The 25,389-nt window shown below is 40.1% G+C and carries 27 protein-coding genes and 1 pseudogene; 24 read left to right on the top strand and 4 right to left on the bottom strand.

Annotation, left to right across the window (positions count from 1 at the left end; genetic code table 11):
- The first annotated feature begins 31 nt into the window (after positions 1 to 31).
- From PH210_RS28265 to PH210_RS28160, 22 genes are all read left to right on the top strand, one after another.
- Positions 32 to 922: a carbohydrate ABC transporter permease gene (locus tag PH210_RS28265; RefSeq protein ID WP_289989854.1), complete on the top strand. Its 891-nt coding sequence runs from the start codon at positions 32 to 34 to the stop codon at positions 920 to 922.
- 26 nt (positions 923 to 948) lie between these two features.
- A complete protein-coding gene (locus tag PH210_RS28260; RefSeq protein ID WP_289989853.1) occupies positions 949 to 1,770 on the top strand; it encodes a carbohydrate ABC transporter permease in 822 nt (273 codons plus the stop codon).
- 62 nt (positions 1,771 to 1,832) lie between these two features.
- Complete coding sequence (locus PH210_RS28255) at positions 1,833 to 2,666, top strand: amidohydrolase family protein (protein WP_289989851.1); 834 nt, start codon at positions 1,833 to 1,835, stop codon at positions 2,664 to 2,666.
- A gap of 61 nt (positions 2,667 to 2,727) precedes the next feature.
- Positions 2,728 to 3,051, top strand: a complete 324-nt coding sequence (locus PH210_RS28250) for a UxaA family hydrolase (RefSeq protein ID WP_289989849.1) — start codon at positions 2,728 to 2,730, stop codon at positions 3,049 to 3,051.
- Positions 3,038 to 4,198 carry a UxaA family hydrolase gene (locus tag PH210_RS28245; RefSeq protein WP_289989846.1) on the top strand — a complete coding sequence of 387 codons (1,161 nt, stop codon included), beginning with the start codon at positions 3,038 to 3,040 and terminating at the stop codon, positions 4,196 to 4,198. Before PH210_RS28250 ends, PH210_RS28245 begins: the two co-directional genes overlap by 14 nt.
- 41 nt (positions 4,199 to 4,239) lie before the next feature.
- A complete protein-coding gene (locus PH210_RS28240) occupies positions 4,240 to 5,052 on the top strand; it encodes an SDR family NAD(P)-dependent oxidoreductase (protein WP_289989844.1) in 813 nt (270 codons plus the stop codon).
- Positions 5,049 to 5,822, top strand: coding sequence for an SDR family NAD(P)-dependent oxidoreductase (locus tag PH210_RS28235; RefSeq protein WP_289989842.1), 774 nt, complete (start codon positions 5,049 to 5,051; stop codon positions 5,820 to 5,822). Before PH210_RS28240 ends, PH210_RS28235 begins: the two co-directional genes overlap by 4 nt.
- Before the next feature lie 24 nt (positions 5,823 to 5,846).
- Positions 5,847 to 6,737: a fumarylacetoacetate hydrolase family protein gene (locus tag PH210_RS28230; RefSeq protein WP_289989839.1), complete on the top strand. Its 891-nt coding sequence runs from the start codon at positions 5,847 to 5,849 to the stop codon at positions 6,735 to 6,737.
- Positions 6,738 to 6,757: 20 nt separating this feature from the next.
- Positions 6,758 to 7,186, top strand: coding sequence for an RbsD/FucU family protein (locus PH210_RS28225; protein WP_289989837.1), 429 nt, complete (start codon positions 6,758 to 6,760; stop codon positions 7,184 to 7,186).
- A gap of 53 nt (positions 7,187 to 7,239) precedes the next feature.
- On the top strand, positions 7,240 to 8,517 hold the full coding sequence (locus PH210_RS28220; protein ID WP_289989835.1) for an alpha-L-fucosidase: 1,278 nt from the start codon (positions 7,240 to 7,242) through the stop codon (positions 8,515 to 8,517).
- Between the two features lie 447 nt (positions 8,518 to 8,964).
- On the top strand, positions 8,965 to 10,533 hold the full coding sequence (locus PH210_RS28215) for a glutathione ABC transporter substrate-binding protein (RefSeq protein ID WP_289989833.1): 1,569 nt from the start codon (positions 8,965 to 8,967) through the stop codon (positions 10,531 to 10,533).
- A gap of 179 nt (positions 10,534 to 10,712) precedes the next feature.
- The gene (gene nikB / locus PH210_RS28210; protein WP_289989830.1) at positions 10,713 to 11,636 is read left to right on the top strand and encodes a nickel ABC transporter permease; all 924 of its coding nucleotides are present in this window, start codon (positions 10,713 to 10,715) and stop codon (positions 11,634 to 11,636) included.
- A 16-nt stretch (positions 11,637 to 11,652) separates the two neighbouring features.
- The gene (locus PH210_RS28205; protein ID WP_289989827.1) at positions 11,653 to 12,549 is read left to right on the top strand and encodes an ABC transporter permease; all 897 of its coding nucleotides are present in this window, start codon (positions 11,653 to 11,655) and stop codon (positions 12,547 to 12,549) included.
- A gap of 15 nt (positions 12,550 to 12,564) precedes the next feature.
- Entirely contained in the window at positions 12,565 to 13,557 is a 993-nt protein-coding gene (locus PH210_RS28200) for an ABC transporter ATP-binding protein (protein WP_289989826.1), read from the top strand.
- A complete protein-coding gene (locus PH210_RS28195; protein WP_289989824.1) occupies positions 13,550 to 14,518 on the top strand; it encodes an ABC transporter ATP-binding protein in 969 nt (322 codons plus the stop codon). Before PH210_RS28200 ends, PH210_RS28195 begins: the two co-directional genes overlap by 8 nt.
- Positions 14,519 to 14,553: 35 nt before the next feature.
- Positions 14,554 to 15,429, top strand: a complete 876-nt coding sequence (locus tag PH210_RS28190) for a sugar phosphate isomerase/epimerase family protein (protein ID WP_289989822.1) — start codon at positions 14,554 to 14,556, stop codon at positions 15,427 to 15,429.
- A gap of 31 nt (positions 15,430 to 15,460) precedes the next feature.
- Positions 15,461 to 16,519: a Gfo/Idh/MocA family protein gene (locus PH210_RS28185; protein ID WP_289989820.1), complete on the top strand. Its 1,059-nt coding sequence runs from the start codon at positions 15,461 to 15,463 to the stop codon at positions 16,517 to 16,519.
- Between the two features lie 3 nt (positions 16,520 to 16,522).
- Positions 16,523 to 17,404: a sugar phosphate isomerase/epimerase family protein gene (locus PH210_RS28180; protein WP_289989819.1), complete on the top strand. Its 882-nt coding sequence runs from the start codon at positions 16,523 to 16,525 to the stop codon at positions 17,402 to 17,404.
- A gap of 138 nt (positions 17,405 to 17,542) precedes the next feature.
- The gene (locus tag PH210_RS28175; protein ID WP_289989816.1) at positions 17,543 to 18,697 is read left to right on the top strand and encodes an ROK family transcriptional regulator; all 1,155 of its coding nucleotides are present in this window, start codon (positions 17,543 to 17,545) and stop codon (positions 18,695 to 18,697) included.
- Between the two features lie 27 nt (positions 18,698 to 18,724).
- The gene (locus PH210_RS28170; protein ID WP_289989814.1) at positions 18,725 to 19,759 is read left to right on the top strand and encodes an asparaginase; all 1,035 of its coding nucleotides are present in this window, start codon (positions 18,725 to 18,727) and stop codon (positions 19,757 to 19,759) included.
- Complete coding sequence (locus PH210_RS28165; protein ID WP_289989812.1) at positions 19,756 to 20,403, top strand: copper homeostasis protein CutC; 648 nt, start codon at positions 19,756 to 19,758, stop codon at positions 20,401 to 20,403. The genes PH210_RS28170 and PH210_RS28165 overlap by 4 nt, the downstream gene beginning before the upstream one ends.
- Before the next feature lie 274 nt (positions 20,404 to 20,677).
- On the top strand, positions 20,678 to 22,111 hold the full coding sequence (locus PH210_RS28160; protein ID WP_289989810.1) for an alkaline phosphatase PhoX: 1,434 nt from the start codon (positions 20,678 to 20,680) through the stop codon (positions 22,109 to 22,111).
- Between the two features lie 143 nt (positions 22,112 to 22,254).
- Here PH210_RS28160 and tatC read toward each other — a convergent pair whose 3' ends face one another.
- The 4 genes from tatC to PH210_RS28140 form a co-directional block, all read right to left on the bottom strand.
- Positions 22,255 to 22,977: a twin-arginine translocase subunit TatC gene (tatC, locus tag PH210_RS28155; RefSeq protein WP_289989807.1), complete on the bottom strand. Its 723-nt coding sequence runs from the start codon at positions 22,975 to 22,977 to the stop codon at positions 22,255 to 22,257.
- Between the two features lie 61 nt (positions 22,978 to 23,038).
- Positions 23,039 to 23,236: a twin-arginine translocase TatA/TatE family subunit gene (locus PH210_RS28150; RefSeq protein WP_289989806.1), complete on the bottom strand. Its 198-nt coding sequence runs from the start codon at positions 23,234 to 23,236 to the stop codon at positions 23,039 to 23,041.
- A gap of 182 nt (positions 23,237 to 23,418) precedes the next feature.
- Positions 23,419 to 23,931, bottom strand: coding sequence for a sigma factor-like helix-turn-helix DNA-binding protein (locus PH210_RS28145; RefSeq protein WP_289989803.1), 513 nt, complete (start codon positions 23,929 to 23,931; stop codon positions 23,419 to 23,421).
- Complete coding sequence (locus PH210_RS28140; RefSeq protein ID WP_289989801.1) at positions 23,928 to 24,182, bottom strand: sigma factor; 255 nt, start codon at positions 24,180 to 24,182, stop codon at positions 23,928 to 23,930. The genes PH210_RS28145 and PH210_RS28140 overlap by 4 nt, the downstream gene beginning before the upstream one ends.
- 165 nt (positions 24,183 to 24,347) lie before the next feature.
- Between PH210_RS28140 and PH210_RS28135 the strand changes: the two genes are divergently transcribed.
- Together PH210_RS28135 and PH210_RS28130 are read left to right on the top strand one after the other, a co-directional pair.
- Positions 24,348 to 25,142 carry a carbon-nitrogen hydrolase family protein gene (locus tag PH210_RS28135; protein WP_289989799.1) on the top strand — a complete coding sequence of 265 codons (795 nt, stop codon included), beginning with the start codon at positions 24,348 to 24,350 and terminating at the stop codon, positions 25,140 to 25,142.
- Between the two features lie 34 nt (positions 25,143 to 25,176).
- A pseudogene (locus PH210_RS28130) lies at positions 25,177 to 25,293 on the top strand (NUDIX hydrolase); the annotation flags it as partial.
- Between the last annotated feature and the right edge of the window lie 96 nt (positions 25,294 to 25,389).

Here is a 25,389-nt window from a genome sequence, read left to right as displayed (position 1 = left end):
CGGTATCTCCTCAATTTTTAAAAGGGGGGTATTGAAAATTTTTAATAAAAAACAAGCAGTGACCATATCTGTCTTTTTACTGCCATCTATTATTCTGTATTCTATCTTTTTTATCGTACCGATTTTTCAAACCTTTTATCTGTCCTTTTTTTCTTGGAATGGGATCAAATCTTCGCCGATAGTTTATACCGGCTGGGACAATTTTAACCTTTTATTTCAAGATGAGACCTTTTACTTATCTTTAAAAAACGTGCTCATTTTTATCCTTGGTTCCTTTATTTTAATTATGCCGTTTTCTTTCATTCTTGCTTTAATTATTACTTCGAAAATCAAAGGAAAACGCTTCTTTCGTATCAGTTATTTCATCCCGTCCATTTTGCCGCTGACAGCATTAGGGCTATTATGGCAGTTTCTGTTAAAAGGGAAAGGCGGATTAATCAATAATATTCTAGTCTCCATCGGCTTAGATCGTTGGGCCATGGATTGGCTGGGAGATCCTGATATCGCTATTTTCTCCGTTGTGGCCGTCAATGCGTGGATTTTTTGCGGGTTAAATATGATTATTTTTGCCAGTGGTATAGTATCAATCCCCGAAGAAATTTATGAAGCTGCGACCATCGACGGGGCCAATGGTTTTCAAAAGGTCATATACATTACGGTTCCTTTAATGAAGGAAATCTTTAAAATCTTTTCAATTTTGGCCGTGACCCAGTCCATCCGTGTATTTGCGCAAGTATATGTCATGACGGGCGGCGGGCCAAACGGAGCAACGGAAGTTCCCACTACGATGCTCTACAATCAATCCTTTGTATATAACAACTTTGGCGGCGGTAATGCCATTGCTACCTTTATTGTTGTCACTGCACTTGTTTCGACCGTTGTACTGAATCGTTTATTCCAAGGAAAAGCTAGGTCCGCCTAACGGAGGTTAAGAAGGAAGGTGTAAAAATGAAAATTGGAAAAATTAGTATTTATGGATTTGCTATCCTTTGTTCCGTAGTTTTCTTGTATCCGCTATTCTTTAATTTGATTTCATCCTTTAAAGATAATGAAGGAATCTATAACGAAATACTGGCAATGCCTACAAAGTGGAGGTTTGAAAACTTTGTTGCCGCTTTTGAATCGGCCAAAATCCATATCTCGATTATTAATTCACTTATTTATGCTACGTTTGGAACTATGCTGGCATTAATTTTAGGGCTGCTTGCCTCTTATCCGCTTGCGAGATTTAATTTCAAGCTGAATACTCCGCTTTATTTGTATTACACCCTCGGATTAATGATACCAGTGTTCTCTATGTTGATCCCTATTTCACGGATTATTACAGCTGTTAATGGGTTTAATAATTACTTCGTGATGATCATTTTATATGCGGTATTTGAACTGCCATTAACTATCTTCTTAATTACAGGTTACATGAAGGATTTACCTAAAGAATTGGATGAATCAGCTATTATGGATGGATGTGGACCATATCGTCTGCTTTTTCAAATACTGGCGCCATTAACCATGCCTGCCATCTCGACAGCGGGAATCTTAGCGTTTTTTAGTATCTACAATGATCTAGTATGGAATGTACTTTTTATAACCGATCACGATATGTATAACATCTCAATGGGTCTCCTTACCTTTGTGGGGAAAATGGGTACCTCTGATATGGGACCAATGTTTGCAAGTATCTTCATTACCATTATACCGACGATTATCGTCTATCTATTCTTCCAAGAAAAAATTGAAAAAGGACTTGGTTCAGGATCTGTCAAAGGATAGGAGCCGTCATTTATTCGTGCTGTAGGTAGTCATGCTTATTCTATTGATAAAGGATGAATCAAATGAAAATTGACGCCCATCAACACTTTTGGGAATTGGATAAACCATTTTGTGAATGGCCAACTCCTGATTTAAAAACCATTTATCGGGATTTTCTACCGGAACATTTAATAGAGCATTTAACACGAAATCAAGTAACCAAAACAATCGTCGTACAAGCGGCTGAATCCATGGAAGAAACGGAATTTTTACTGGGTTTAGCCGATCAGAATGAGTTTATTGGCGGGGTAGTTGGCTGGATGGACCTGTCATCCGATCAATTTCCTGCTCAATTTGAGCGATTATTAAAACATCCCAAATTTGTTGGCCTAAGGCCGATGCTGCAAAATAAGCAAAATGATCAATGGATTTTAAAGCCTGAGGTGCTGGAGAATATTCAGATTTTAGCAGAAAACGATTTCCCGCTTGACCTTTTAATCTATCCAAAACATTTACCGTATATTGTTGAATTGTTTAAGAGGATTCCTACCTTACGAGCGGTTATTGATCATGGTGCAAAGCCTGCAATTAAAGATCAAGAATGGGCATCATGGGCAGATTGGATAAAGGAAGTTTCTCACTATCAAACATTAATGTGTAAATTATCCGGACTGGTAACTGAAGCAGATCTTAGAGCATGGCAGCTGGATGAGTTCAAACCCTATATTCATCATATTATTCAGTGTTTCGGTACCGACCGGATTATGTTTGGCAGTGACTGGCCAGTATGCCTGCTGGCTGCAGAATATGATGAAGTTGTAAGGATTTTAGATGAAAACCTGCCGGAAGAAATGGCCGGAGAAGAAAAAGAGTTGTTATATGGAGGAAATGCTAAAAGATTTTATCAATTACCGTAAATGATATACGGCTGGCAAATGGGTTTTAATCTATTAAAAAGGTTAGAGGAGGGACTGCTCTATGGCAGAACAAACCTTTCAAGAAGGTCTACTTTGCATTGTGATGCATGAACGGGATAATGTTGCCACACTTCTAAAAGATGTTAACAAAGGGGAAGTCATCACATACATAAAGGGAGGCGAATCATTTCAGGTTACATTGATCCAAGACATCAAGTTTGGACATAAAGCAGCGATTACTTCTATTCGTCCAAATGAAGTAATCATGAAATATGGTGAAGCAATCGGGACAGCAAGTGTAGAAATCCCTATGGGGACCCATGTACATGTTCATAATATCGAAGGAATAAGAGGACGAGGAGATAAACAAAATGCAAGTAATTAAGGGATATCGCCGGGAAAATGGAAAAGTCGGCATTCGAAATCATCTATTAATCCTGCCTACGGTCGTATGTGCCAATCAAGTCTGTTCACGGATTCAACAAAAGGTGGCTGAATCCGTTGCGATTCCTCATCAACATGGCTGCAGCCAAGTCGGTGCAGATAAGGAGCGCACGCACAAAGTGTTAGTGGGGATGGGGAAAAACCCTAATGTAGGAGCTGTATTAATCGTCAGTCTTGGCTGCGAGGTGATTAATGCAGAACAAGTAAAAGCAGAAATTGAAGCAACGGGGAAACCTGTCAGCTGGATTGATATTCAAGGTGAAGGCGGTTCAGTTAAGTCGATCCAAAAGGGGATTGATGAGGCAAACAAGCTTTTGCAAAAAATTGCTGCAGCGCCAAGAGAAGATGTACTTGTTTCAGAGTTAATTGTCGGCGTCAAATGCGGCGGTTCTGACTTTACCTCTGGCTTGTGCAGCAATCCAGCACTAGGAAAGGCAGCGGACATCCTTCTTCATGAGGGCGGAACCATTGTGATGGGGGAGACCACTGAAATCATTGGAGCGGAACATCTTGTAGCCGCGAAGGCCGTCAATCAACAGGTAAGGGAAAAACTATTCCAATGTGTTAAACAGTTTGAACAAGAGGTTGAACGGATGGGTGTGGATATGCGCGGTGGAAATCCAAGTCCAGGAAATATTGAGGGCGGTTTATCATCGATTGAAGAAAAATCGCTTGGATGTATTAGTAAAGCTGGTTCAGCCCCATTACAGGACGTAATTGATTTCGCCGATGAAATTCCGGCAAGTGGATATTACTTTATGGACTCACCAGGAAACGATATTGAATGTGTTTCAGGCATGGCAGCAGCGGGTGTCCATTTAGTTTGTTTTACAACTGGACGCGGTACTCCGACGGGTAATCCGATTGTGCCAGTAATCAAAATAACAGGGAACGAAATAACGGAGAAACGTATGGCTGACAATATGGATATTGATACAAGTTCCGTTTTAAAAGGAAAGCAGACACTTGATGAATCCGGGCAAGAAATCTATGAAGCGATTATCGATGTTGCGAACGGTCAAGAAACAAAAGCGGAGATTTTAGGCCATCAAGAATTTAGTATTAGCAGAATAGGGATCAGCTTGTAATGATAGAACGTTACTAGATTGAAAAGGGGAGAATTGGTTTCATGAGATTAAAAAATCGTATTGCCTTAGTAACAGGTGGAAGCAGAGGGATTGGAGCGGCCATTGTCGAGAGGCTGGCTGAAGAAGGGGCAGATGTGGCGATTAACTACACCTCTCCAGGTTCCAAAGAAAAGGCTGAACAATTAAAGCAGAAAGTAATCGAAACATTTCATGTTCGTGCCATGATCGTAAAAGCTAATGTCGGCATCAAACAAGAGGTCGAGCAAATGATTGCTGAAGTTGAAAGCACACTCGGAGCAGTCGAGATCCTTGTGAATAATGCTGGTGTAGCCCCATTCGAGCCATTTCTAAAATTAACGGAAGAAACTTGGGATCAAACCTATCAAACGAATGTAAAATCTATTTTTCTAACGACACAGCGAGTGGCTAAAAAAATGATTGAAAAAAGGTTCGGTAAAATTATCAATATTACATCAACCGCCAGCCTCCTAGTGACAAGTCCTGTCATTCCGCACTATATTTCATCAAAAGCTGCAGCCAGCCATTTAACGAAGGCACTGGCGATTGAATTAGGGAAATTCAATATTAATGTAAACGCCGTAGGTCCAAGTACAGTCGCAACGGATATGTGCCATGATTATCTAAAAGATTCGGAAATTTTAGAAAAGGAAATTCAAGCCAACCCAATGAAACGGCTTGGCAACGAAAAACAAATAGGTGATGCGGTGGTGTTTTTAGCATCTGAAGAAGCCATGCAGGTCAACGGACATTTGTTAATGGTCGATGGGGGCCTTACAGTAAAGGCAGCCCAACCGGAAGACCATTTGGAACAAGAAAGGAACCTGATCATATGAGATTACAAGGCAAAGTAGCATTAATTACAGGTGCAGGAAGCGGGATTGGAAGAGCCGCTGCTCTCCTTTTTGCGCAAGAAGGCGCCCACGTTATCGTCAATGATGTGAACAAGGAAAATGGTGAAAATACGGTTAAGGAAATTAAAGAGAAGCGAGGAAATGCTTCATTTTATTATGCCGATGTCACGATACCGGAATCGGTACAAGCGATGGCAGCATGGGTCATCGAAGAATTCAAAAAGATTGATATTTTATTTAATAATGTCGGAATCAGTAATGTTGGCCGGGTAGATGAAGTAGCGCCTGAAGTTTGGGATCAAGTGATGAGTGTGAATGTCAAAGGAATCTACCTCCCAAGCAAGTATATCGTCCCTTATATGATGGAACAAATGGACGGATGCATTATTAACATGTCCTCATGTGCCGCGGAAATGGGGTTAATAAAACGTGCGCTGTATTCAGCGACCAAGGGGGCGATTCTTTCTCTGACAAAGGCGATGCAAGTGGACTATGCACCGTACAATATACGGGTCAATGCTTTATTGCCGGGAACGATCTTTACCCCATTTGTTGAAAATTATTTAAGAACCTCCTATAACGACCCAGAAGAAGCGATTGAAAAAATTAAAACAAGACAGCTAAGCGGCGAATTAGGAAAACCCGAAGATGTTGCAAGCGCTGCCTTATTTTTAGCATCGGATGAAGCTAGATTTATGATGGGCTCACCTGTATATATTGATGGCGGCGTTGTATTCGGAAAGAATGCTTAAAAAGAGTAAGAAAGGGAATGACATATGAAACTATTAACAATAGAAGAGAATGGAATACAAAAACTAGGTATTCAAACGGAGAATGGCATCATGGATATCGCTGCTACTGCCGAAAAAGCAAATGCTGATATCGAAGCAGATGTGATGTCTGTTATTTCAAATAGTGAACAAGAACTATCTAAGCTTCAGGATTTTATCAACCGTGCATTAGATGAAGAAAAAGCAGTGTTTGCTGATCCTGAAAAACTAACGTGGGGGCCATGTGTCACAAGGCCGCACAAGATCATTTGTGTTGGATTGAACTATCGCAGGCATGCAGATGAAACAAATGCACCGTATCCAGAAGTCCCAATCTTGTTTAATAAGTTTGATAACACATTAACGGGACATAAAAGTGAAATTCCTGTTCCAAAAGTAACCGAAAAACTAGATTATGAGGTTGAATTAGGCATTGTGATGGGTAAAAAAGCTAAAAATGTAGCAGAGGATAAGGCTCTTGATTATGTTTTTGGCTACTGTGCAGTCAATGATCTTTCAGCACGCGATTTACAAATGAAAACACACCAATGGTTACTGGGGAAAAACTGTGACAAATTCAGTCCGATCGGTCCTTATCTCGTTACCTCCGATGAAGTGGGAGATCCTAATAATCTAGCATTAAAAACCTATGTAAATGGAGAACTGCGCCAGGATTCGAACACGTCAGATATGATCTTTTACTGCCGTGAAATTGTTAGTTATATATCCCGGCACATGACTTTGGAACCTGGAGATATTATTTTAACGGGGACACCAGAAGGAGTCGTTTTAGGATACCCGGAAGAGAAGCAAATATATATTCAACCTGGGGACGAGGTTACGGTGGAAATAGAAAAATTAGGTTCACTTACAAACTATTTTGTAGAAGAGAAGTAAACAAGTGAGTGTGAGTAAAAATGCTTAAAGGAATTCCTTCGATTATTTCACCAGAGTTAATGAAGACGTTAATGGAAATGGGACACGGTGATGAAATTGTCCTGTCAGACGGGAACTTTCCGGCTGTAAGTCATGCCCAGCGCCTTATTAGGTGTGATGGTAATGGTATCCCTGAGTTATTAACGGCAATACTTAAATTTTTCCCTTTAGACACGTATGTAGAATGTCCAGTTGCATGTATGGCAGTTGTTCCTGTCGATACCATTCAGCCGGTCATATGGAAAGATTATGAAGATATTGTCGACCGTCAATTTGAACATTCCTGTCCATTTGAGTATATCGAACGGTCTCAGTTTTATGAACGTTCAAAAAAGGCTTTTGCGGTAGTTGCCACGAGTGAAACGGCACTTTATGCCAATATTATTTTAAAAAAAGGTGTTATTAAATAGTTTGCTGATCGTATGTAGAATGAATAAATCAAAAAAATATGGTGGTGGACAAAATGAACAGTAGAGAAGAACGGGTAAAGTGGTTCATGGAGGACCGGTTTGGCTTATTTATTCACTGGGGGCTTTATTCGATTCCGGCAAGACAAGAATGGCTCCGGAGTATTGAACGTTTGAGTATTGAAGAGTATCAGCCATTTTTTGAGGAATTTAATCCAACCCATTATAATCCTCGGGAATGGGCTAAAGCGGCAAAAGCAGCGGGGCAGAAATATGCAGTGTTAACGGCCAAGCATCACGATGGGTTTTGTCTATTTGACAGTCAATTGACGGAATATAAAGCAACAAACACCCCGGCAGGACGTGACTTAATTAAGGAATATGTCGAGGCATTTCGAGCCGAAGGATTAAAGGTTGGGCTCTATTATTCGATTATTGATTGGTATCATGCGGATTATCCGAAATACGGGGACCGCCATCATCCGATGCGGGACAATGAAGAATATAAGGGCGAAGAAACCAATTTTGCCAACTACATTGAATATTTCCACGGGCAGGTTAAAGAATTACTGACGAATTACGGGAAGATTGATATTTTGTGGTTTGACTTTTCTTATGATGAGATGACCGGAGAAAAATGGGAAGCTTCCAAACTCGTGGAGATGATTCGCTCAATGCAGCCGGATATTCTTATCGATAACCGTTTGGGCGGCAATATCATGTCAGCTGAACCGGAAATTTATGCGGGTGATTTCTTTTCTCCGGAACAAATTATTCCGCCTGGAGGGATTGTCAATGCAAATCATCAGCCGATTCCGTGGGAAGCGTGTATTACCTTAAATGATCACTGGGGTTATCATTCAAAGGATTTAAACTATAAATCTCCGAAACAAGTGATTCGCACATTAGTAGAATGTGTAAGTAAAGGCGGGAACCTGCTGTTAAATGTTGGTCCGAATGTAAAGGGAATCATTCCTCCGCAGTCGCTTGTGATTTTACAAGAAGTCGGTAAATGGATGGGGCAGAATGGGGAAAGTATTTATGGCTGTACAGCTGCTGATCTGCCAAAGCCGGAATGGGGCCGGTATACCCAAAAGGGCAAGTTTTTATATGCCCATGTGTTTGACCGCGGCATTGGTCCGATTTATTTTGCGGGGTTAAAAGACAGAATCAAAAAGGCAAGGCTGTTAGCGGATGGAAGTGAGCTAAAAGTGGAGGTTCCGTGGATGGCGGAGCAGTATTCTGATATTGAGAATGGTGCCTTTATCACGTTAACCGGTGCTGAATTGCCGGATGAGAAGGATACGGTTATTGAACTAGAGTTAATAGACTAAGCATTTTCATATAACTGGTAGATTGGAAATGTGAGAAAAATTAACATTAACCAAGAAAAGTGGAGGTTAGTAATTAAAAAATTTAAAATTTTACAAAAATGTTGATTAGGAATTATAAGGAAGTTATAATTAGATTTAAATCTGAAATCTAGAAAAAACCAGTATTCCCAAAAGTTAATATTCATTTTTTTTACCCATTTAATTTCACCAGTGGAGAAATTAAATGGGTAAATGACCATAATACATAGATTTTTAGATTAATTATTAAATCATTATTAATATGATGAAAAATATTAGCGCGGATTTAAGATTACTTTTTTCTATTAATATCCAATTAAATAATAGCCAGAAGTAATCAAAATCATATACTTCAAGGGTATTGCTGAAAAAAAAGTGACAACAGGACTAAAATATCCTAGGTAAAAAATAATCAAAGGGGGAAATCAATTGAGAAAGGCACGTTATTGGAAAATACTGCTATTAGTTATCATCTCGGCAGTATTAGTTGTTGGATGCTCCAGCAAAGAAAGTTCAGGGGAAAAGAGTGCAGGAAGTAAAACGGAGAGCAAGGAAATGGTTATTGCTGTAAATGAAAATTTTATTTCAATGGATCCGCACAATACAGGGGATACCAATTCTAACTCCGTACAATCAGCTATGCTTGAAGGACTATTGGGGTTTGACCAAGATGGAAAAATTATTAAAAAACTTGCGGTAGATTATAGTGTTAGTGACAATGCCTTGGAATATACCTTTAAACTACGCCAAGGTGTTAAGTTCCATGACGGGGAAGCCTTCAATGCAGAAGCAGTAAAGGCCAACTATGAAAGAATTATGAAGGATGACAGCTTACGTTTAAACAGCCGAGGTTTTAGCTTAATTACCCAAATTGATGTTATAAATGATTACGAACTAAAGATTACATTAAAAGAACCTTATCCTAGTATGTTAACAAGATTTGTATCCGCTAAGATTCTTAGCCCTAAGTTACTAAAAGAAGGAAATAACAATATTGCGAAAAAGCCTGTTGGAACAGGTCCATTTAAATTTGTCGAATGGGTACAGGGAGACCACTTAACAGTGGAGCGTTTTGCTGATTATTGGGATAAAAAGGATCGCGTCCAAAAAATCACTTATAAACCAGTCCCAGAAAATGGATCGCGTACTGCGATGTTAAAAACAGGTGAGGCGCATGTCATCTATCCGCTGCCAAGTCAAAATATTAAAGAACTTGAAAGCAATAAGGATATAAAGATTGAAAAAATCCCATCTACTATTGCTCGTTATGTATCGATTAATACTATGAAAAAACCATTTGATGATCCTCGAGTCCGCCAGGCAATGAACTATGCGGTAGATAAAAATGCGTTTATCAATGTTGTTAATGCTGGATTTGGCCTTCCGCTAGATTCGATTATTCCTAGCAAAACGCTTCATTATGTAAAGCAGGGAGTGTATGAGCAAAATATTGAAAAGGCAAAACAATTGTTAAAAGAAGCAGGACTTGAAAAAGGCTTTAAAGCTGAAATCTGGGGCAACACCAACTCTGATACGATGAAAGGAATGCAGTTCATCCAACAACAATTAAAAGCAATAGGTATTGATGTCGAAATCAAATCAATGGAAGAGGGTACATTATCAGACGAGATTTACGGTGCTCAAAAACCTGAGGATACAAAATTGCAAATGTGGTATGTAAGCTGGTCTGCCTATCCATCTGATACGACCAATGCAACAAGACCATTATTCTATGGAGGCTCCTTCCCGCCAAATGGGGCAAACACAGCTTATTATAAAAATGAGCAAGTAGATAAATGGATAGAGGAAGTGGGCAAAACCGTAGATCCGGCTAAACAAGCAGAAATTTACAGTAACATTCAGTCAACTATTTACAAAGATACGCCGTGGATTTTTCTAGGTGTGGATGAAATCCTAGCGGGTAAAAGAACAAATGTAGAAGGTGTAGTCATTGAACCAGGCGGTGGGATTGACGTTACTAACGCAAATCTAAAGTAAGTAGAAACTATGAAGTGTTGTTTAAAAGAAGCGGAGGGAAGATTCCTAAAGTTCTTCCCTTCTTCTTAAATTTCAACTTAGCTTAAGTACTATTAGCAAAACTATCGTTAAGAGAGCTATGGAAATTAATGCTAAAGTCTTATAGAGCCAAAGGTTTTTTTAGAAAGGGGTTATTGACAGTGCTCCAATATATTATCAAACGAATCTTTGAAATGATTCCTATTCTTTTCATTGTTTCAATCTTAATCTTCTTTTTTACCCACTTAATTCCGGGAGACCCTGCTCGCTTAGTTGCAGGCAAGGATGCTACCTTCGAAGAGGTTGCTACGATTAGGGAAGAGCTTGGGCTCGATAAACCTATTTGGGAACAATATGTTACCTATATGGGTAATTTATTCCAAGGAGATTTAGGGACCTCGTTAAAAACAGGGCTGCCTATCATGGATATGTTTGTTGACCGCTTTATGCCCTCCATCTATTTAACCCTATTCAGTATGGTGTGGGCATTAGTCATTGGCTTACTAATTGGTACTTTATCGGCTGTATTTAAAAATAAATGGCCGGATTATCTCGGAATGGTTTCAGCTGTTTCCGGAATTTCGTTACCTGGTTTTTGGTTAGGACTAATCCTCATTCAAATTTTCTCGGTACAGCTGGGATGGTTTCCAACCGGCGGAGCGGATGGATGGAAAAGTTATGTATTACCATCCTTAACCTTGGGAGCAGGAATTATGTCCATGCTTGCCCGCTTTACGAGGTCATCTCTTCTAGAAACACTTAAAGCTGACTTTATTCGAACGGGACGTGCAAAAGGACTAAAAGAGTCCATTGTTATTCCAAAACATGCTCTAAGAAACTCCCTAATTCCAGTTGTTACTATTGCAGGTCTGCAGTTTGGATTTCTATTAGGTGGATCAGTTGTGGTGGAAACGGTTTTTAGTTTTCCGGGAATGGGCCGTTTGTTGATTGATTCCATTTCATTTCGGGATTACCCGGTTATACAAGCTGAATTATTACTTTTCTCCATTGAATTTATTATGGTCAATTTAGTCGTAGATATTTTATATAGTTATCTTAATCCAAAAATCCGGTATACAGCTTAAAGAAAGGAGGTTAATCATGGAGTTATCCAAAGCAGTAAATTCAAGTACCACCATTAAAAAAGAAAAGAAGTATTCCCCGTTAAGAGAATTATTGAAGAATTGGAAAAAGCAAAAGAATGCGTTATGGGCAAGCCTTTTTATTCTATTATTAATTACAGTTGCGATAATCGGCCCTTTTATAGCTCCCTATGATCCCTATAAACCTGATTATAATGCCATGTTACAAGGTCCCGGTATAGACCACATAGCTGGTACAGATGAATATGGGCGTGATATTTTTAGCCGCTTATTATTCGGTGCCAGAATTTCATTAACTGTAAGCTTTCTCTCTGTATTTTTGGGAGCGATTGGCGGAACGATTTTAGGGCTTCTTAGCGGTTATTTCGGCGGCTGGTTAGACCGGCTCATCATGAGATCAAGTGACGTTATGTTTGCGTTTCCGGATATTTTATTGGCAATTGCCATTGTTGCCATTTTGGGGCCGGGTTTGACGAATGTGGTGATAGCAGTATCTATTTTCAGTATCCCATCCTTCGCAAGGCTGGTAAGAAGTTCCACTCTTGAGGCAAAAGAAACGGTTTTTGTTGAGGCGGCAAAATCGATGGGGGCCTCCCATTTTCGGATCATGTTTCAACATATTTTACCTGAAACACTTGGCAGTTTAATTGTTTTTATATCAATGAGAATTGGAACAGCGATACTGGCTGCCTCTAGTTTAAGCTTCCTTGGTTTAGGCGCAAGTCCGGAAACACCAGATTGGGGAGCAATGCTGAGTCTCGGACGGGATTATTTAGGCACATCTACACATGTCGTCATGATGCCTGGTATTGCCATCTTTTTAACCGTGTTGGCCTTCAATATTGTTGGTGATGGGCTGCGGGATGTACTGGATCCCAAAACGAAGAATGAATAAGGGAGTTTGAAGAGGATGGAGAAGCTTCTGCAGGTAGAAAAGCTCGAAACGCAATTTACGAAGGATAAACAAAAAATAAAAATTTTACACGGTGTTAACTTTCACATTCATCAAGGTGAGGTTCTGGGTCTAGTCGGTGAATCCGGAAGTGGAAAAAGCATTACTTCCCTATCGATTATGAAACTATTTAAAGGGACGAGCGGCGAAATAAACTCCGGAAGGATCCTATTTAATGGTGATGAGGATTTAATTAATAAATCGGAGACAGAGATGAGGAAGATTCGCGGAAAACAAATCGCAATGATCTTTCAGGAACCGATGACTTCATTAAATCCAGTTATGAAAATTGGGGAGCAGCTGTTGGAGCCCATTCGCCTTCATTTGGGATTAGAGGAGAAAAAAGCGAAGGAACATGCAGTCTCTATTTTAAAAAAGGTAGGCATTCCAAGAGCGGAGGAAATCATGAATGAATTTCCTCATCAATTATCTGGTGGTATGCGTCAACGAATTATGATTGCCATGGCCATTTCCTGCAATCCTCAGCTTTTAATCGCAGATGAGCCGAGTACTGCTCTGGATGTCACCATTCAAGCACAAATATTGGATTTAATGAAACAGCTGCAGCAAAAAGAAAAAATGTCTGTTCTTTTGATTACACATGACTTAGGTGTTGTTGCAGAAATGTGTGAAAGAGTAGTTGTTATGTACGCTGGAAGAGTCGTTGAGGAGGCAGATGTCTTTGATTTATTTGAAAGTCCAAAACATCCTTATACAAAAGGATTAATTGCCTCCGTTCCAAAGCTGGGTCAAAAAAAGGAGAAATTGGACTCTATTAAAGGAAATGTCCCGAATCCAAGTGAGCTGCCAAAAGGCTGCAAGTTTGCTCCGAGATGTAATGATGTCATGCCAATTTGTTATGAACAAGAACCGCCTGAATTGAACCTTGAAAATGCTCGTTCTTGCAGCTGCTGGCTGTATAAAGAGGAGAGGGGGGGCATTCGTGTCTAAAACTCTTTTAAAAGTAACTGGATTAAAAAAATCATTTTCCATTCCTGCTGGCATGTTTGAGAAAAAAAAATTGTTAAAAGCTGTTCATGACGTGTCCTTTATGATTCCGGAAGGAAAGACGTTCAGCCTTGTAGGGGAAAGCGGCTGCGGGAAATCCACAACAGGGAGGCTAATTTCCCGACTGATTGAACCAGGTGATGGAGAAATTTGGCTTGATGGAGAAGAAATTTCGCAAAAGAAGGAAGCTCAATTAAAAGGAATGAGAAAAAAAGTCCAAATGATTTTTCAGGATCCATACGCCTCGTTAAATCCTAGGATGAAAGTGCGTGATATTGTAGCCGAACCCCTTACGATTCATACGAATCTATCCCGAGCAGAACGGTATAAACAGGTATCCGAAATATTGGAAGTCGTCGGTTTAAGTGATTATCATGCGAATCGATACGCCCATGAGTTCAGCGGAGGTCAGCGGCAGCGGATTGGTATCGCACGAGCCCTTATTATGAAACCAAAGCTCATTATTGCGGATGAACCGGTGTCTGCATTAGATGTTTCTATCCAAGCTCAAATCTTAAATCTATTAAAAGAATTGCAGGCTGAATTTGATTTAACCTATTTATTTATTTCCCATGATTTAAGTGTTGTCGAGCACATTAGTGACCATATTGGGGTCATGTACTTGGGAACGATTGTAGAGTCTGGTCCAAAAGAAGTGATCTTCTCTAACCCGCAGCATCCTTATACGAAAGCATTATTGTCGTCGATTCCCATTCCAGACCCAAAGTTAAGAAGAGAACGAATAATTTTGCAAGGGGATTTACCAAGTCCGGTGAATCCGCCGGCTGGATGTCGCTTCCATACGCGCTGTCCTGTTGCCATGGACATTTGTAAAGGAACAGAGCCTCCCGTCAAACCGGGGGAAACGGCAGGTCATTTTGTTTCCTGTCATTTAGTAGAATAGTAGTTTTTTAACCATTAAACAGGAGGGATTTATTTATGAAAGTCGGTTTAAGTACGTATAGTTTAGTGAGAGAATTACGAGCAGAAACGATGACAGTGTTGGATGTTATCCAGTGGATCGCTGATCATGGCGGGGAGCATATGGAAATTGTACCATACGGTTTTTCCGTTGTTGATAATGTGGAATTAGCTGATCAAATTAGGGAAAAAGCAGAATCGGTTGGGATTGAGTTATCTGCCTATTCAATGCCGGCAAACTTTGTCCAAGAGACAGAGGAAGCATTCCTTGAAGAAGTAGAACGGATTAAAAAACATGTTGATATCGCGAATCGCTTAGGTATCAGGATTTTGCGTCATGATGTAACAGCCTTTACTTTAAAGCCGGAAGAAATGACTATCCATTATTTTGAGGAGCATTTTTCAAAATTTGTTAAAGGCAGTCAGCTGATTGCCGATTATGCTGCACAATACGACATAACCACCACAATTGAAAATCATGGGTTTAATGTTCAGTCGAGTGACCGTGTCCAGCGAGTCATCCATGTGGTGAACCGTGACAATTTTAAAACCTCCCTTGATGTTGGGAATTTCCTTTGTATTGATGAAGATCCGCTAGTAGGGGTAAAGAAAAATCTAAAATATGCAGCAACTGTTCATCTAAAAGATTTCTATATTCGTCCTTATTATGATAACCCGGGCGGCGGGGATTGGTTCAGGACGGTCAACGAAAACTATTTGCGCGGGGCCATTGTTGGTCATGGAGATTTAAACATTCGCGAGATTTTAAGATTAGTCAAAAACTCAGGATACGATGGGTATTTAACCGTGGAATTTGAAGGTATGGAAGATTGCAAAGTGGGATCCAAGATTGGAATGGATAATGTAAAGAGATTTTGGGATGAAGTTCAGTAACGATAACACGCTTGCAGAAAGGAGAATCAATTTGGAGAGTTTACGAGTTTGTGTAATTGGTGCTGGTTCGATTTCTGATATGCATTTTCAATCCTATCAGAACAATCCAAATGCCATTTTACATGGTATTTATGATTATTCAAGAGAAAGAGCGGAAGAAAAGGCAAAGAAATATGGAATAGAAAAGGTGTATTCCTCATTAGAGGAGGTTTATAATGACCCTTATATAGATGCTGTCAGCATTTGTACTTGGAATAATACCCATGCTGAGATCTCCATAAGTGCCTTGAAAGGAGGAAAGCACGTTTTAGTAGAAAAACCTCTTTCTATGTCGGTAGAAGAAGCGTTAAAGATAGAGGAAGCGGTACATAAATATAACAAGCTATTACAGGTTGGCTTTGTTAGACGATTTGCCACGAATACGAAGGTATTAAAATCGTTTATTGATCATGGGAAATTAGGAGAGATCTATTACGCAAAGGCCTCATGCTTACGCCGTTTAGGGAATCCAGGCGGATGGTTTGCGGATAAAGAATGCTCTGGCGGCGGACCATTAATCGATCTTGGGGTTCATATCATTGATATATGCTGGTATTTAATGGGGCGTCCAAAAGTAAAATCCATCACCGGGAACACCTATCATCAACTTGGAAACCGGGGGAACGTAGAGAATCTACGTTTTTATAAAGCGGCCGATTTTGATAAAGGGAGAAATACAGTCGAAGATTTAGCCAATGCCCTCATTACATTTGAGAATGGTGCTTCTTTACTGGTAGATGTTTCATTCACTTTACACACAAAGAAAGATGAAATACAGGTGAAATTGTTTGGAACAAAGGGCGGGGCGGAGCTTGAGCCGGAATTAGTCTTGATTAGTGAAGAAAATGATACGATTATCAATATTCACCCCCAGATTGACCATTTGACTTTTGATTTTACCAATGCCTTTCAAAATGAAATCGATTCATTTATATCTTCTTGCTTATCAGGTACTAAACCAATCGCCCCTGTTGAAGATGGGGTTGAAATCATGAAAATGTTGGCCGGAATCTACGAGGCTGCTGAAAAGAAGTGCGAGGTGGTTTTTTAACCTATGTTAAAGGTGACCAATAAAATTGGAGTGATAGTCGATAGTCTTTGCTTACCTCTAAGGGAAGGGTTAAAAGCTGCAAAAGAAATGGGAGCTGACGGTGTCCAAATTTATGCGGTCAGCGGGGAAATGGCGCCAGAAAACTTAAGCCCGGCTTCCCGTAAAGAGTTAAAAGCCTATATTGAATCATTAGGATTAGAAATCTCGGCGCTTTGCGGGGATTTAGGCGGTCATGGGTTTCAGGATGCCCGGCAAAACAAGGAGAAAATTGAAAAATCAAAACGAATTTTGGATCTGGCAGTTGAACTGGGGACAAATATTGTCACTACTCATATCGGCATTGTACCGGAGGAAAAGGATAGTTATATATATGATGCGATGCAATCGGCCTGTGAGGAATTGGGGATTTATGCTAAAAGTATGAATGCGTACTTTGCGATTGAAACAGGTCCTGAAACAGCCTCACGATTAAAATCCTTTTTGGATAGTTTAAGTACTAATGGCGTTTCCATTAATTTTGATCCGGCCAATATGGTGATGGTAACCGGAGATGACCCTGTGGCTGGAGTGAAGCTGCTCAAAGATTATATCGTCCATACGCATGTGAAAGATGGGGTTCAGCTGAAACTGGTAGACCCTCGTGATGTTTATGGAGCACTTGGCTATGGCGGCGGTACGGATCATGAAAAAATAGCTCAAATGGTGGCTTCCGGGAAGTATTTCAGGGAATTGCCCCTTGGAAAGGGAGCTGTAGACTTTCCAAATTACTTTGAGGCATTAAAACAAATTCAGTATGAGGGGTATTTAACGATCGAACGTGAGGTTGACACGAATCCGGTTAAAGATATTTCTGCGGCAATCCAATTTATTAGAACATTTTACTAAAGGACAAACTTCATTTGAGGGGAATCTACTTTAAGATTCCCTTCCTATTAAAAAATGATGTTAGTTCTTTCAAAAGTGAGAGCTGACATGATTTTTTAACCATTCTTTAAAAAATTATTTTAAAAAGGAATGTAAATAATGGAGAAGCAAGATCAACTTTTAATGAAAAAACAAAATAAAAATCTAGTCCTTGAAATTATCAAAAACCAATCGCCCATTTCCAGAATGGAAATTGCGAAAGTAACAGGAATGAGCCCAACATCTATTACGCGAATTGTCAATGAACTACATTTACAGGGATTTGTGAGAGAAACCGAATTAGTCACATCCGGCGTAGGAAGAAAGGCAGCTTTATTGGATGTTTGCGGTGATGTTCTTTATTCCGTTGGAGTAGAAATCGATAAATTAATCATCAACATTGGTATCGTTAATTATGTCGGAGAAATTGTTGCATGGCAGACTACTCCCAGAGATGAGAGGGAGGGTTATGAAGAAACGCTTAAAAAAGTAAGGAAGAATATAAGGGAATTAATTAATAAAAATCAAGTACCTGTCGAAAAGATCCTTGGAATTGGAGTAGGTCTTCCTGGTTCCATCGATTATATGAATGGCGTGGTAAAGATATCGGAACAGCTGAAATGGAAGAATGAAAACCTGGCTAAGGATCTTCAACAACTCACTGGCTTTGGGGTCATCATTGATAATGAACTAAAAATGAAAATCATCGCAGAAAATTTCAAGGGAAGGGCAAGGGATTCGCAAAATGCTGTTCTCATGGGTATTGGATCCGGAATTGGTGCTGCGATCATTCTTAAAGGAGAAATATACCGCGGTGATTCCAACGATGCAGGGGAGATTGGCCATACCGTCATTGACCCGACGGGGAATGTATGCAATTGCGGAAAAATCGGCTGCCTTGCTACTTATATTTCTGAAGGATCAATTATTGCCGACAGCAGGAAGGTAAAGGACATTCAGACCATCGATGAGGTTTTCGATGCCTATCGAAAGCGGGAATCTTGGGCCATTAATATTATGGACCGAACCGCCACCTACATCGCCCTCGCTTTAAGCAATATCCTTTGTCTGTATAACCCGGAAATGATTATTCTAAGCGGGAATACCATTGAAAAACTTCCTGAAATAAAAGGTTCTATTAAGCAAAAATGTGAGCTGTATGTTTGGGAGCCGTTAAAAGAACGTGTAAAAATTGTCTACTCACAGTTAGGAGATCAAGGAGTCGTACTTGGTGCAGCTATTCAAGCTCAAAATTCCTTGTTGGAATTACAGTGATATTTTTTCTAAGGAGAGGAGTATTGTATGAATTATGTAACATTAGTGGAAGAAACAAGAGCAGGATTGTTGGAAAATGTACATTTAGGCATGATAGGTGGTGTTAACGATCAATTGGAAACGGTGTATCATGCCGGGAATCAGGATCATTATACCTATTATCGGTCTGCCGCAAAGCCCATCCAAGCGCTCCCTGTATTTTTATCTAATATCGTAGCGAAATATGGTCTTACAAGAGAAGAAGCAGCCCTGTTTACTGCTTCTCACAGAGGGGAAACCTACCATGTTAAAGCTCTTGAATCCATGTTGAGCAAGCTGCCTGTTAGAGAAGAAGAATTATTCTGTCCGCCCTCCTATCCATTAAACGTCAAGCCGCGTGAGGAAATGTTGTGGAACCATAAAGAAAAAAGACGGCTTTTTCACAACTGCTCAGGCAAGCATATGGGATTTGTCACGGTTTGCCGCGAATTGGGCTATCCAGTTGAAGGATACTGGGAAGCAGATCATCCACTTCAGCAGCAAATTTTGATCATCCTCTCCACTTTATCGGAAGTACCCGTTTCAGAAATTAAGATCGGTACAGATGGCTGCGGTGTACCGGTGTTCGCGATTCCGCTGAAAAATATGGCGATTACCTATTTAAAATTGGCATGTCCTGACACTATTAAAGATCCATTATTGCAAAAAGCGGTGAAGGAAATGATCAGCGTGATGAATGAACATCCAATGATGGTGGCTTCGGAAAAATTTATTTGCTCCGTTTTGCTGCAAGATCCAAATGTCGTCGCAAAGGGCGGAGCACAAGGTGTTTATTGCTTTGGATTGAAAAAGGAAAGACTAGGCTTTGCCTTAAAAGTATTAAATGGCTCTGAAGAGGTTTGGCCAAATATTGTTGCATCTATCCTTGAGCAAATTAACTACGACAACAAAGAAACAATCGCCAGAATAAGAGAGTTAAAGCCGTCGATTGTAAGGAATGATGCAGGGGTTGAGGCAGGAGCGGTTAAAGAGACGTTTTCACTTATCAAATCACAAGAAATGACAGAAAAACGTGCTTTATGATTAAAGAAGTCTGTGTAGAAAATTTCACTCTTGTACCTGAGGCAATCGAGCGAGGTGCTAGCCGGATAGAGCTTTGTGATAACTTAGCGGTCGGCGGAACAACCGTCAGTCATGGTGTAGCTGCAAGAACAATTAAATATTGTCACAGTAAAAATATTAAGGTTATGTCCATTATCAGGCCAAGGGGTGGAAACTTCGTTTATAACAAGATGGAAATAGACATTATGCACGAAGATATTGTTCATTTAAAACACCTGGGAACAGACGGAGTGGTGATGGGCTGCTTAGAAGAATCAGGCTGGATTGATGAGAGGAATATGCATACATTGCTGCAAGCCGCTAGTGGTCTGGATATCACCTTTCATATGGCGTTTGATCAGATTAAGCCGAAATACCAGTTGGATGCTATTAATTGGTTGGCAGGCCATGGTGTTCAGCGGATATTAACCCATGGAGGGCCAAGCGATACAGCAATTGAAAACAACCTTACCCGATTGAAAGAATATGTCAATTTTGCAGGCGGTCGAATAATCATCCTTCCCGGAGGAGGAATTACTGATAGAAACCTGGAGGCTATTATCAGTAAAGTAAACGTAAGAGAGGTTCATGGAACAAAAATTGTTGGTGAACTTGGAAGTAAGTAAAATCATACAGTTCAACTGTGAGGAATATTTTAAGATGAACATTAGACCTTGATTAATGATTTTATCAATCTGAAGAAATAAATTGATCGATAAGTAAGAGTGGAATATAGGAAATGCTGAAGAGCAAATTCCTATATTCCACTCTTTTTTTAGTTTATTCAAATTATTTTTACATTTCTTTTACCCAATCCATACAATAGCTCCATTAATACTTAATGTTTGCCAATTAAACTATCAATAGATAGAAAAAAATAAATGGGAGGAATTTTACTTTATGGAAAATCAAAACGGTATAAATCGACGCGATTTTTTAAAAGCGGGAGGTATGAGCACACTTGCACTTACTCTTGGAACAACTGGGGTCTTAACACTCGGTTCAAAAGCATTTGCGGATACTGCTAGTAATCCAACCAGCGGCTTTGGCGGATATGGTCCACTAGTTCCTGATCCAAATGGAATTCTCGATCTTCCAAAAGGGTTCCATTATAAAATTATCTCCGAAGAGGGCGGTCAACTGACAAACGGCGGAAAAATTCCAGGTGCCTTTGATGGAATGGCTGCTTTTGAAGGTCCTAATAATACGACGATTCTTGTTCGGAATCATGAATTGAGTCCAGGTGCCGCAAATCCGGTAGTCGGAACCAAGCCTTTTGATGCGGCGGCTGCCGGGGGTACAACGGCTTTGGTTGTAGCTCCAAATCGTGAAGTTATCATGGAATATGTAACCTCTTCAGGTACAATCCGAAATTGTGCGGGCGGGGCTACACCATGGGGGACCTGGCTGACTTGTGAAGAAACACGTTCCGAAACACACGGTTATGTATTCGAAGTGGATCCGACACAGCCGGAGAACGAATTGTCCAGAACCCCTATCAAGGATATGGGACGCTTTTCACACGAAGCATGTGCCATCGACCCGGCGACAGGATATTTATACCTGACTGAGGATGCATCTCCAAGTTATTTCTACCGTTTTATCCCGAATGACACCAGCCAAAAGCCAGGTGCCCTGCAAAAAGGCGGCAAGCTTTATGCGGCTGCGATTGAAGAAGTAACGGACCCATCAGCAAGCACATTTAAAACTGGACAAACATTTAAGATTGTTTGGAAGGAACTAAACCCTCATTTATGCCGCGAGGATGCTGCTGCACAAAACTGCATAAAGTTTAAAAAGCTGGAAGGGGCGTTCTTCCAAGCGGGTGTGTTCTGGTTTGATGACAGTTCTGCTGGGGCAAAAAATCTTGGACGCATTTACCGCTACATTCCTGCTACCAATACCTTGGAGCTTTTCTATGAGGCAACAGATGCAAAAGACATGGAGTCGCCGGATAATATTGCCATGACTCCTTGGGGCGATCTTTGGTTCGTAGAAGATGGAGCAGGAGACGATCGACTTATGGGGATTACCCCCGAAGGCAAAATCTATCCTTTTGCCCACAATCGTCTAAATGGATCTGAAATGGCAGGGCCTACCTTCTCGCCTGACGGAAACACACTTTTTGTTAATATTCAAAGCCCGGGCAAAACTTTTGCCATCTGGGGTCCATTCCAACGCCATAACGCTGCACGTGCTAGGGAAATGTCCTACGCTGTTCCGTCAAAGCAATTTGCACCACAAGTTTCAGACAAGGTGGCTGCTTTTGCTGAGCGTAACGGAATGTCCATTCTTGAAGCGGCTGCATTTGAGCGCCACGGACTTAAGATTTAATCATTATATGAATCTATTAAAAGATGTAACCCGTACCTTATCGGGTTTACATCTTTTCTTTTTCTCTTATGTTTTATAATCGATTATAATTTTTTTCTAAGAAAAAGAAGTCTTAGCAAAGGAGCTAAGACTTCTTTCTTCATTTATACAGCCAGACTCGTTTCTTGCTTTCGCCGATAAACCACTCTGGATAATAGAACGCTGCACTCATACAGGAAGATCAGCGGAATGACTACCAAAATGTCAGACAGAAAATCCGGAGGAGTGATAAAGATTGCGATTAAAATTAGTATAAAGTAGGCGTATTTTCGAATCTTTTGCAATCGATAAGGGTTCAAAACTCCGACGCTTGTCAGGAACATGATAATCACCGGAAGTTCAAATAAAAAACCAAATGGCAGTGTCATATTAATTAAAAATTTAAAGTACTTTTCCGTGGTAAAAAAGGTCATAAACATGTCCTCTGACATGGAAAGGAGGAATTGAAAAACCATTGGAAAAATGACAAAATATCCGAAGCAAACTCCCGTAAAAAATAGAAGGAATAGGGCTGGAATATAAGCCAGCGTTATTTTACGTTCCTTTTCTTTCAATGCCGGCCGGACAAATAGCCAAGTTTGATAGGCGGCCATTGGAATCGTTCCAGCAATAGCCGCGATACTTGAAAGGATCATATAGACCCATAAAATATCGCTCGGTCCTAAAATGGCAAGTTTTACTTCCAGGTCCTTCACTAGCCAGTGATAAAGGTCTTGTGCATAGATAAAGGAAGCGATGAAGAGCAGGATAAAGGTTCCTAATACGAAAATGAGACGTTTGCGAAGTTCTTCAAAATGACCAATAAGGTCCATATCGTGGGTTTTCATTGGGCCTCCTTATAAAAAAGAAGATGCAAGCCTCTTACATCCTCTTAAAAAATAATATGAATTAAATGGCTTTTTCCTCTTTTTCGGGCTGTGTTTTTGTCGGCTCTTCGTCAGAAACTAAATCTCTTGTAGATTTTTTGAATTCCTTTAATGTTGAGCCTACTGCTTTTCCTAATTCCGGCAGTTTTGAAGGGCCGAAAATGATTAAGGCGATTACAAGAATAAGGATCAGGCCCGGAACCCCAATATTTTGAAACATGTTTTATTCCTCCTCATAAATGGATTCTTTTTTCTTTCCCTTAACTATGATTATAGGTAACTACCTTCACTATGTTAATTAAGGGAATGTAAAGAATTGTTAATAAGCTATTAATTTAATTTATGGAGGTTTTGTATTGAATAATTCTTAATGAAAAGGTAATTTCTCAGGATTCATTGTGATTAGATTTCATTTATTGTTTCATTAGAAATATAAAAGCTAAGGATACTTTGAATCTTATTATTCATGTATATCACGATTGCTGGTTGTCGATTGATATTTTTAACTTCAAAATAAGTGTCTTCAGGGGCCTTTTTTATAACCCCATATAATAAGGCTAGAACGTTGGATACAGATACTATTGGACGTACCGCAGCCGTGACTTTTCCTCCGCCGTCTGAATATAGGGTGACATTATCCGAAAGTAGTTCTAATAAGACGGCTGTATTTTGCATTTGAAACGCTGCTAAAAAGCGATTAATGATTAACTTATTCCTTTCATAGCTTATGCTTTCACCTTCCACAAGTAAGACCTTTTGTTTAGCCCTGCTAAAAATTTTCCTGCAGTTTTCTTCTTTCTTTTCAATGATGTTAGCAATCTCTGAGTATGAGAAATCAAATGCCTCTCTTAAAGGGAGAACTGCTCGTTCATCAGGTGCCAAATGCTCCATCATTCGTAAATAGGCAATACTCAATCCTTCTTTTGGATAATCATTTCAGATGGATCAAAGGCATGTAATTTCTCTAGTAATAATGGCTCTGGGTTACAAGGTCCCACATACTGTTCTCGTCTGGATCTTGCAGACTTTAATACATCAAGACAACGGTTCGTCAGCATTTTGCAGAGATACGCTTTCTTATTCGTTATGTTCTCCTCACTGATTTGATAAGCTTTTAGATAAGTATCATGGACAATATCTTCTGCTTCCGCTACTGAACCTAACATCCGATACCCTAATGAAAAGAGCAATGGTTTATATAGTTGGTAATCTTCGTTCGAGACGACTAAGGGGGAATAGATGTGACAGGGTATTTAATAATAAAAAGTTCGTCAGACCATGCCAAAATATATTAAAATAAATGAAAATGTGAAATTTAGGAGGAACCTGCCATGAAAGTAGCTATTGCACAATTATCTACCAGCGTTGATAAAGCCTCTAATTTAGAGAAAGCGATCCAATACATTGCGAAGGCAAAAGGAATGGGCGCAGATTTTGTGGTTTTACCGGAATTTTATATGGTACTGGCAACTCCGAAGACTGGCGTGCTGCCAGCGGAAGCAGCTGAACCATTGGATGGCCCATTTGTTTCTGCTCTTAAAGATGCCGCACGAACAAACGAAATCTATGTTGTTTGTGGAATGTATGAATCGAAAGCGGGTGATGACTGGCGAGCTTATAATACAACTGTATTTATTGATCGTTCGGGCAAACTCTTACATTCCTATCGAAAGACACATTTATATGATGCATTTAGCTTTAAAGAGTCTGATACCATTATCCCTGGTGAAAACAAATATAAAGTAGTAGAAACAGAGTTTGGAAAAATTGGTTTAATGGTCTGCTACGAGTTGAGGTTTCCAGAAATCGCAAGACAGTTTGCGCTTCAGGAGGCGGATGTCCTGCTTGTTCCGGCAGGATGGATGTCGGGTCCGATGAAAGAGGATCACTGGCAGACGCTTATTCGCGCAAGAGCGATTGAAAACACGATGTTCGTCCTTGGAGCAGACCTAGTTGGTCCTGAGTTTTCCGGCCGGAGTTTGGTCGTTGACCCGATGGGGGTTGTTATTGCAAGCGGAGGAGAAGAAGAAACCCTTATTCTCGCCGATTTGGATTTAGAGCGGATCGAACGAGTCAGAGAAAAGCTGCCCAGCGTAAAACACAGAAAGCCGGAATTTTACCAGTGACAAGCATCTGATGCGATTTTTTGGGAGGCATTAAATGGGCTATATTGAAGAGTTGCGGGAATTAATCGGAACCCGGCCGCTTATTTTAGTAGGCGCTGTCGTGGCAGGTATAGATGAGGATGGCAAAATCCTCTTACAAAAAAGACCAGAGGGATGATATTATCCCCTTTAAGTAGACAGTGTAAAAAAGCCCGCTAATTTGGCGGGAATGATACACTACTACTTGGAGGGGATTTTTAATGGCTAA

Source organism: Paenibacillus sp. BSR1-1, from assembly GCF_030403775.1.
Classification (GTDB): Bacteria; Bacillota; Bacilli; order Bacillales; family Cytobacillaceae; genus Neobacillus.
Note: the sequence above shows the minus strand (reverse complement) of the source record. Positions and strands in the feature narration are given on the sequence as shown.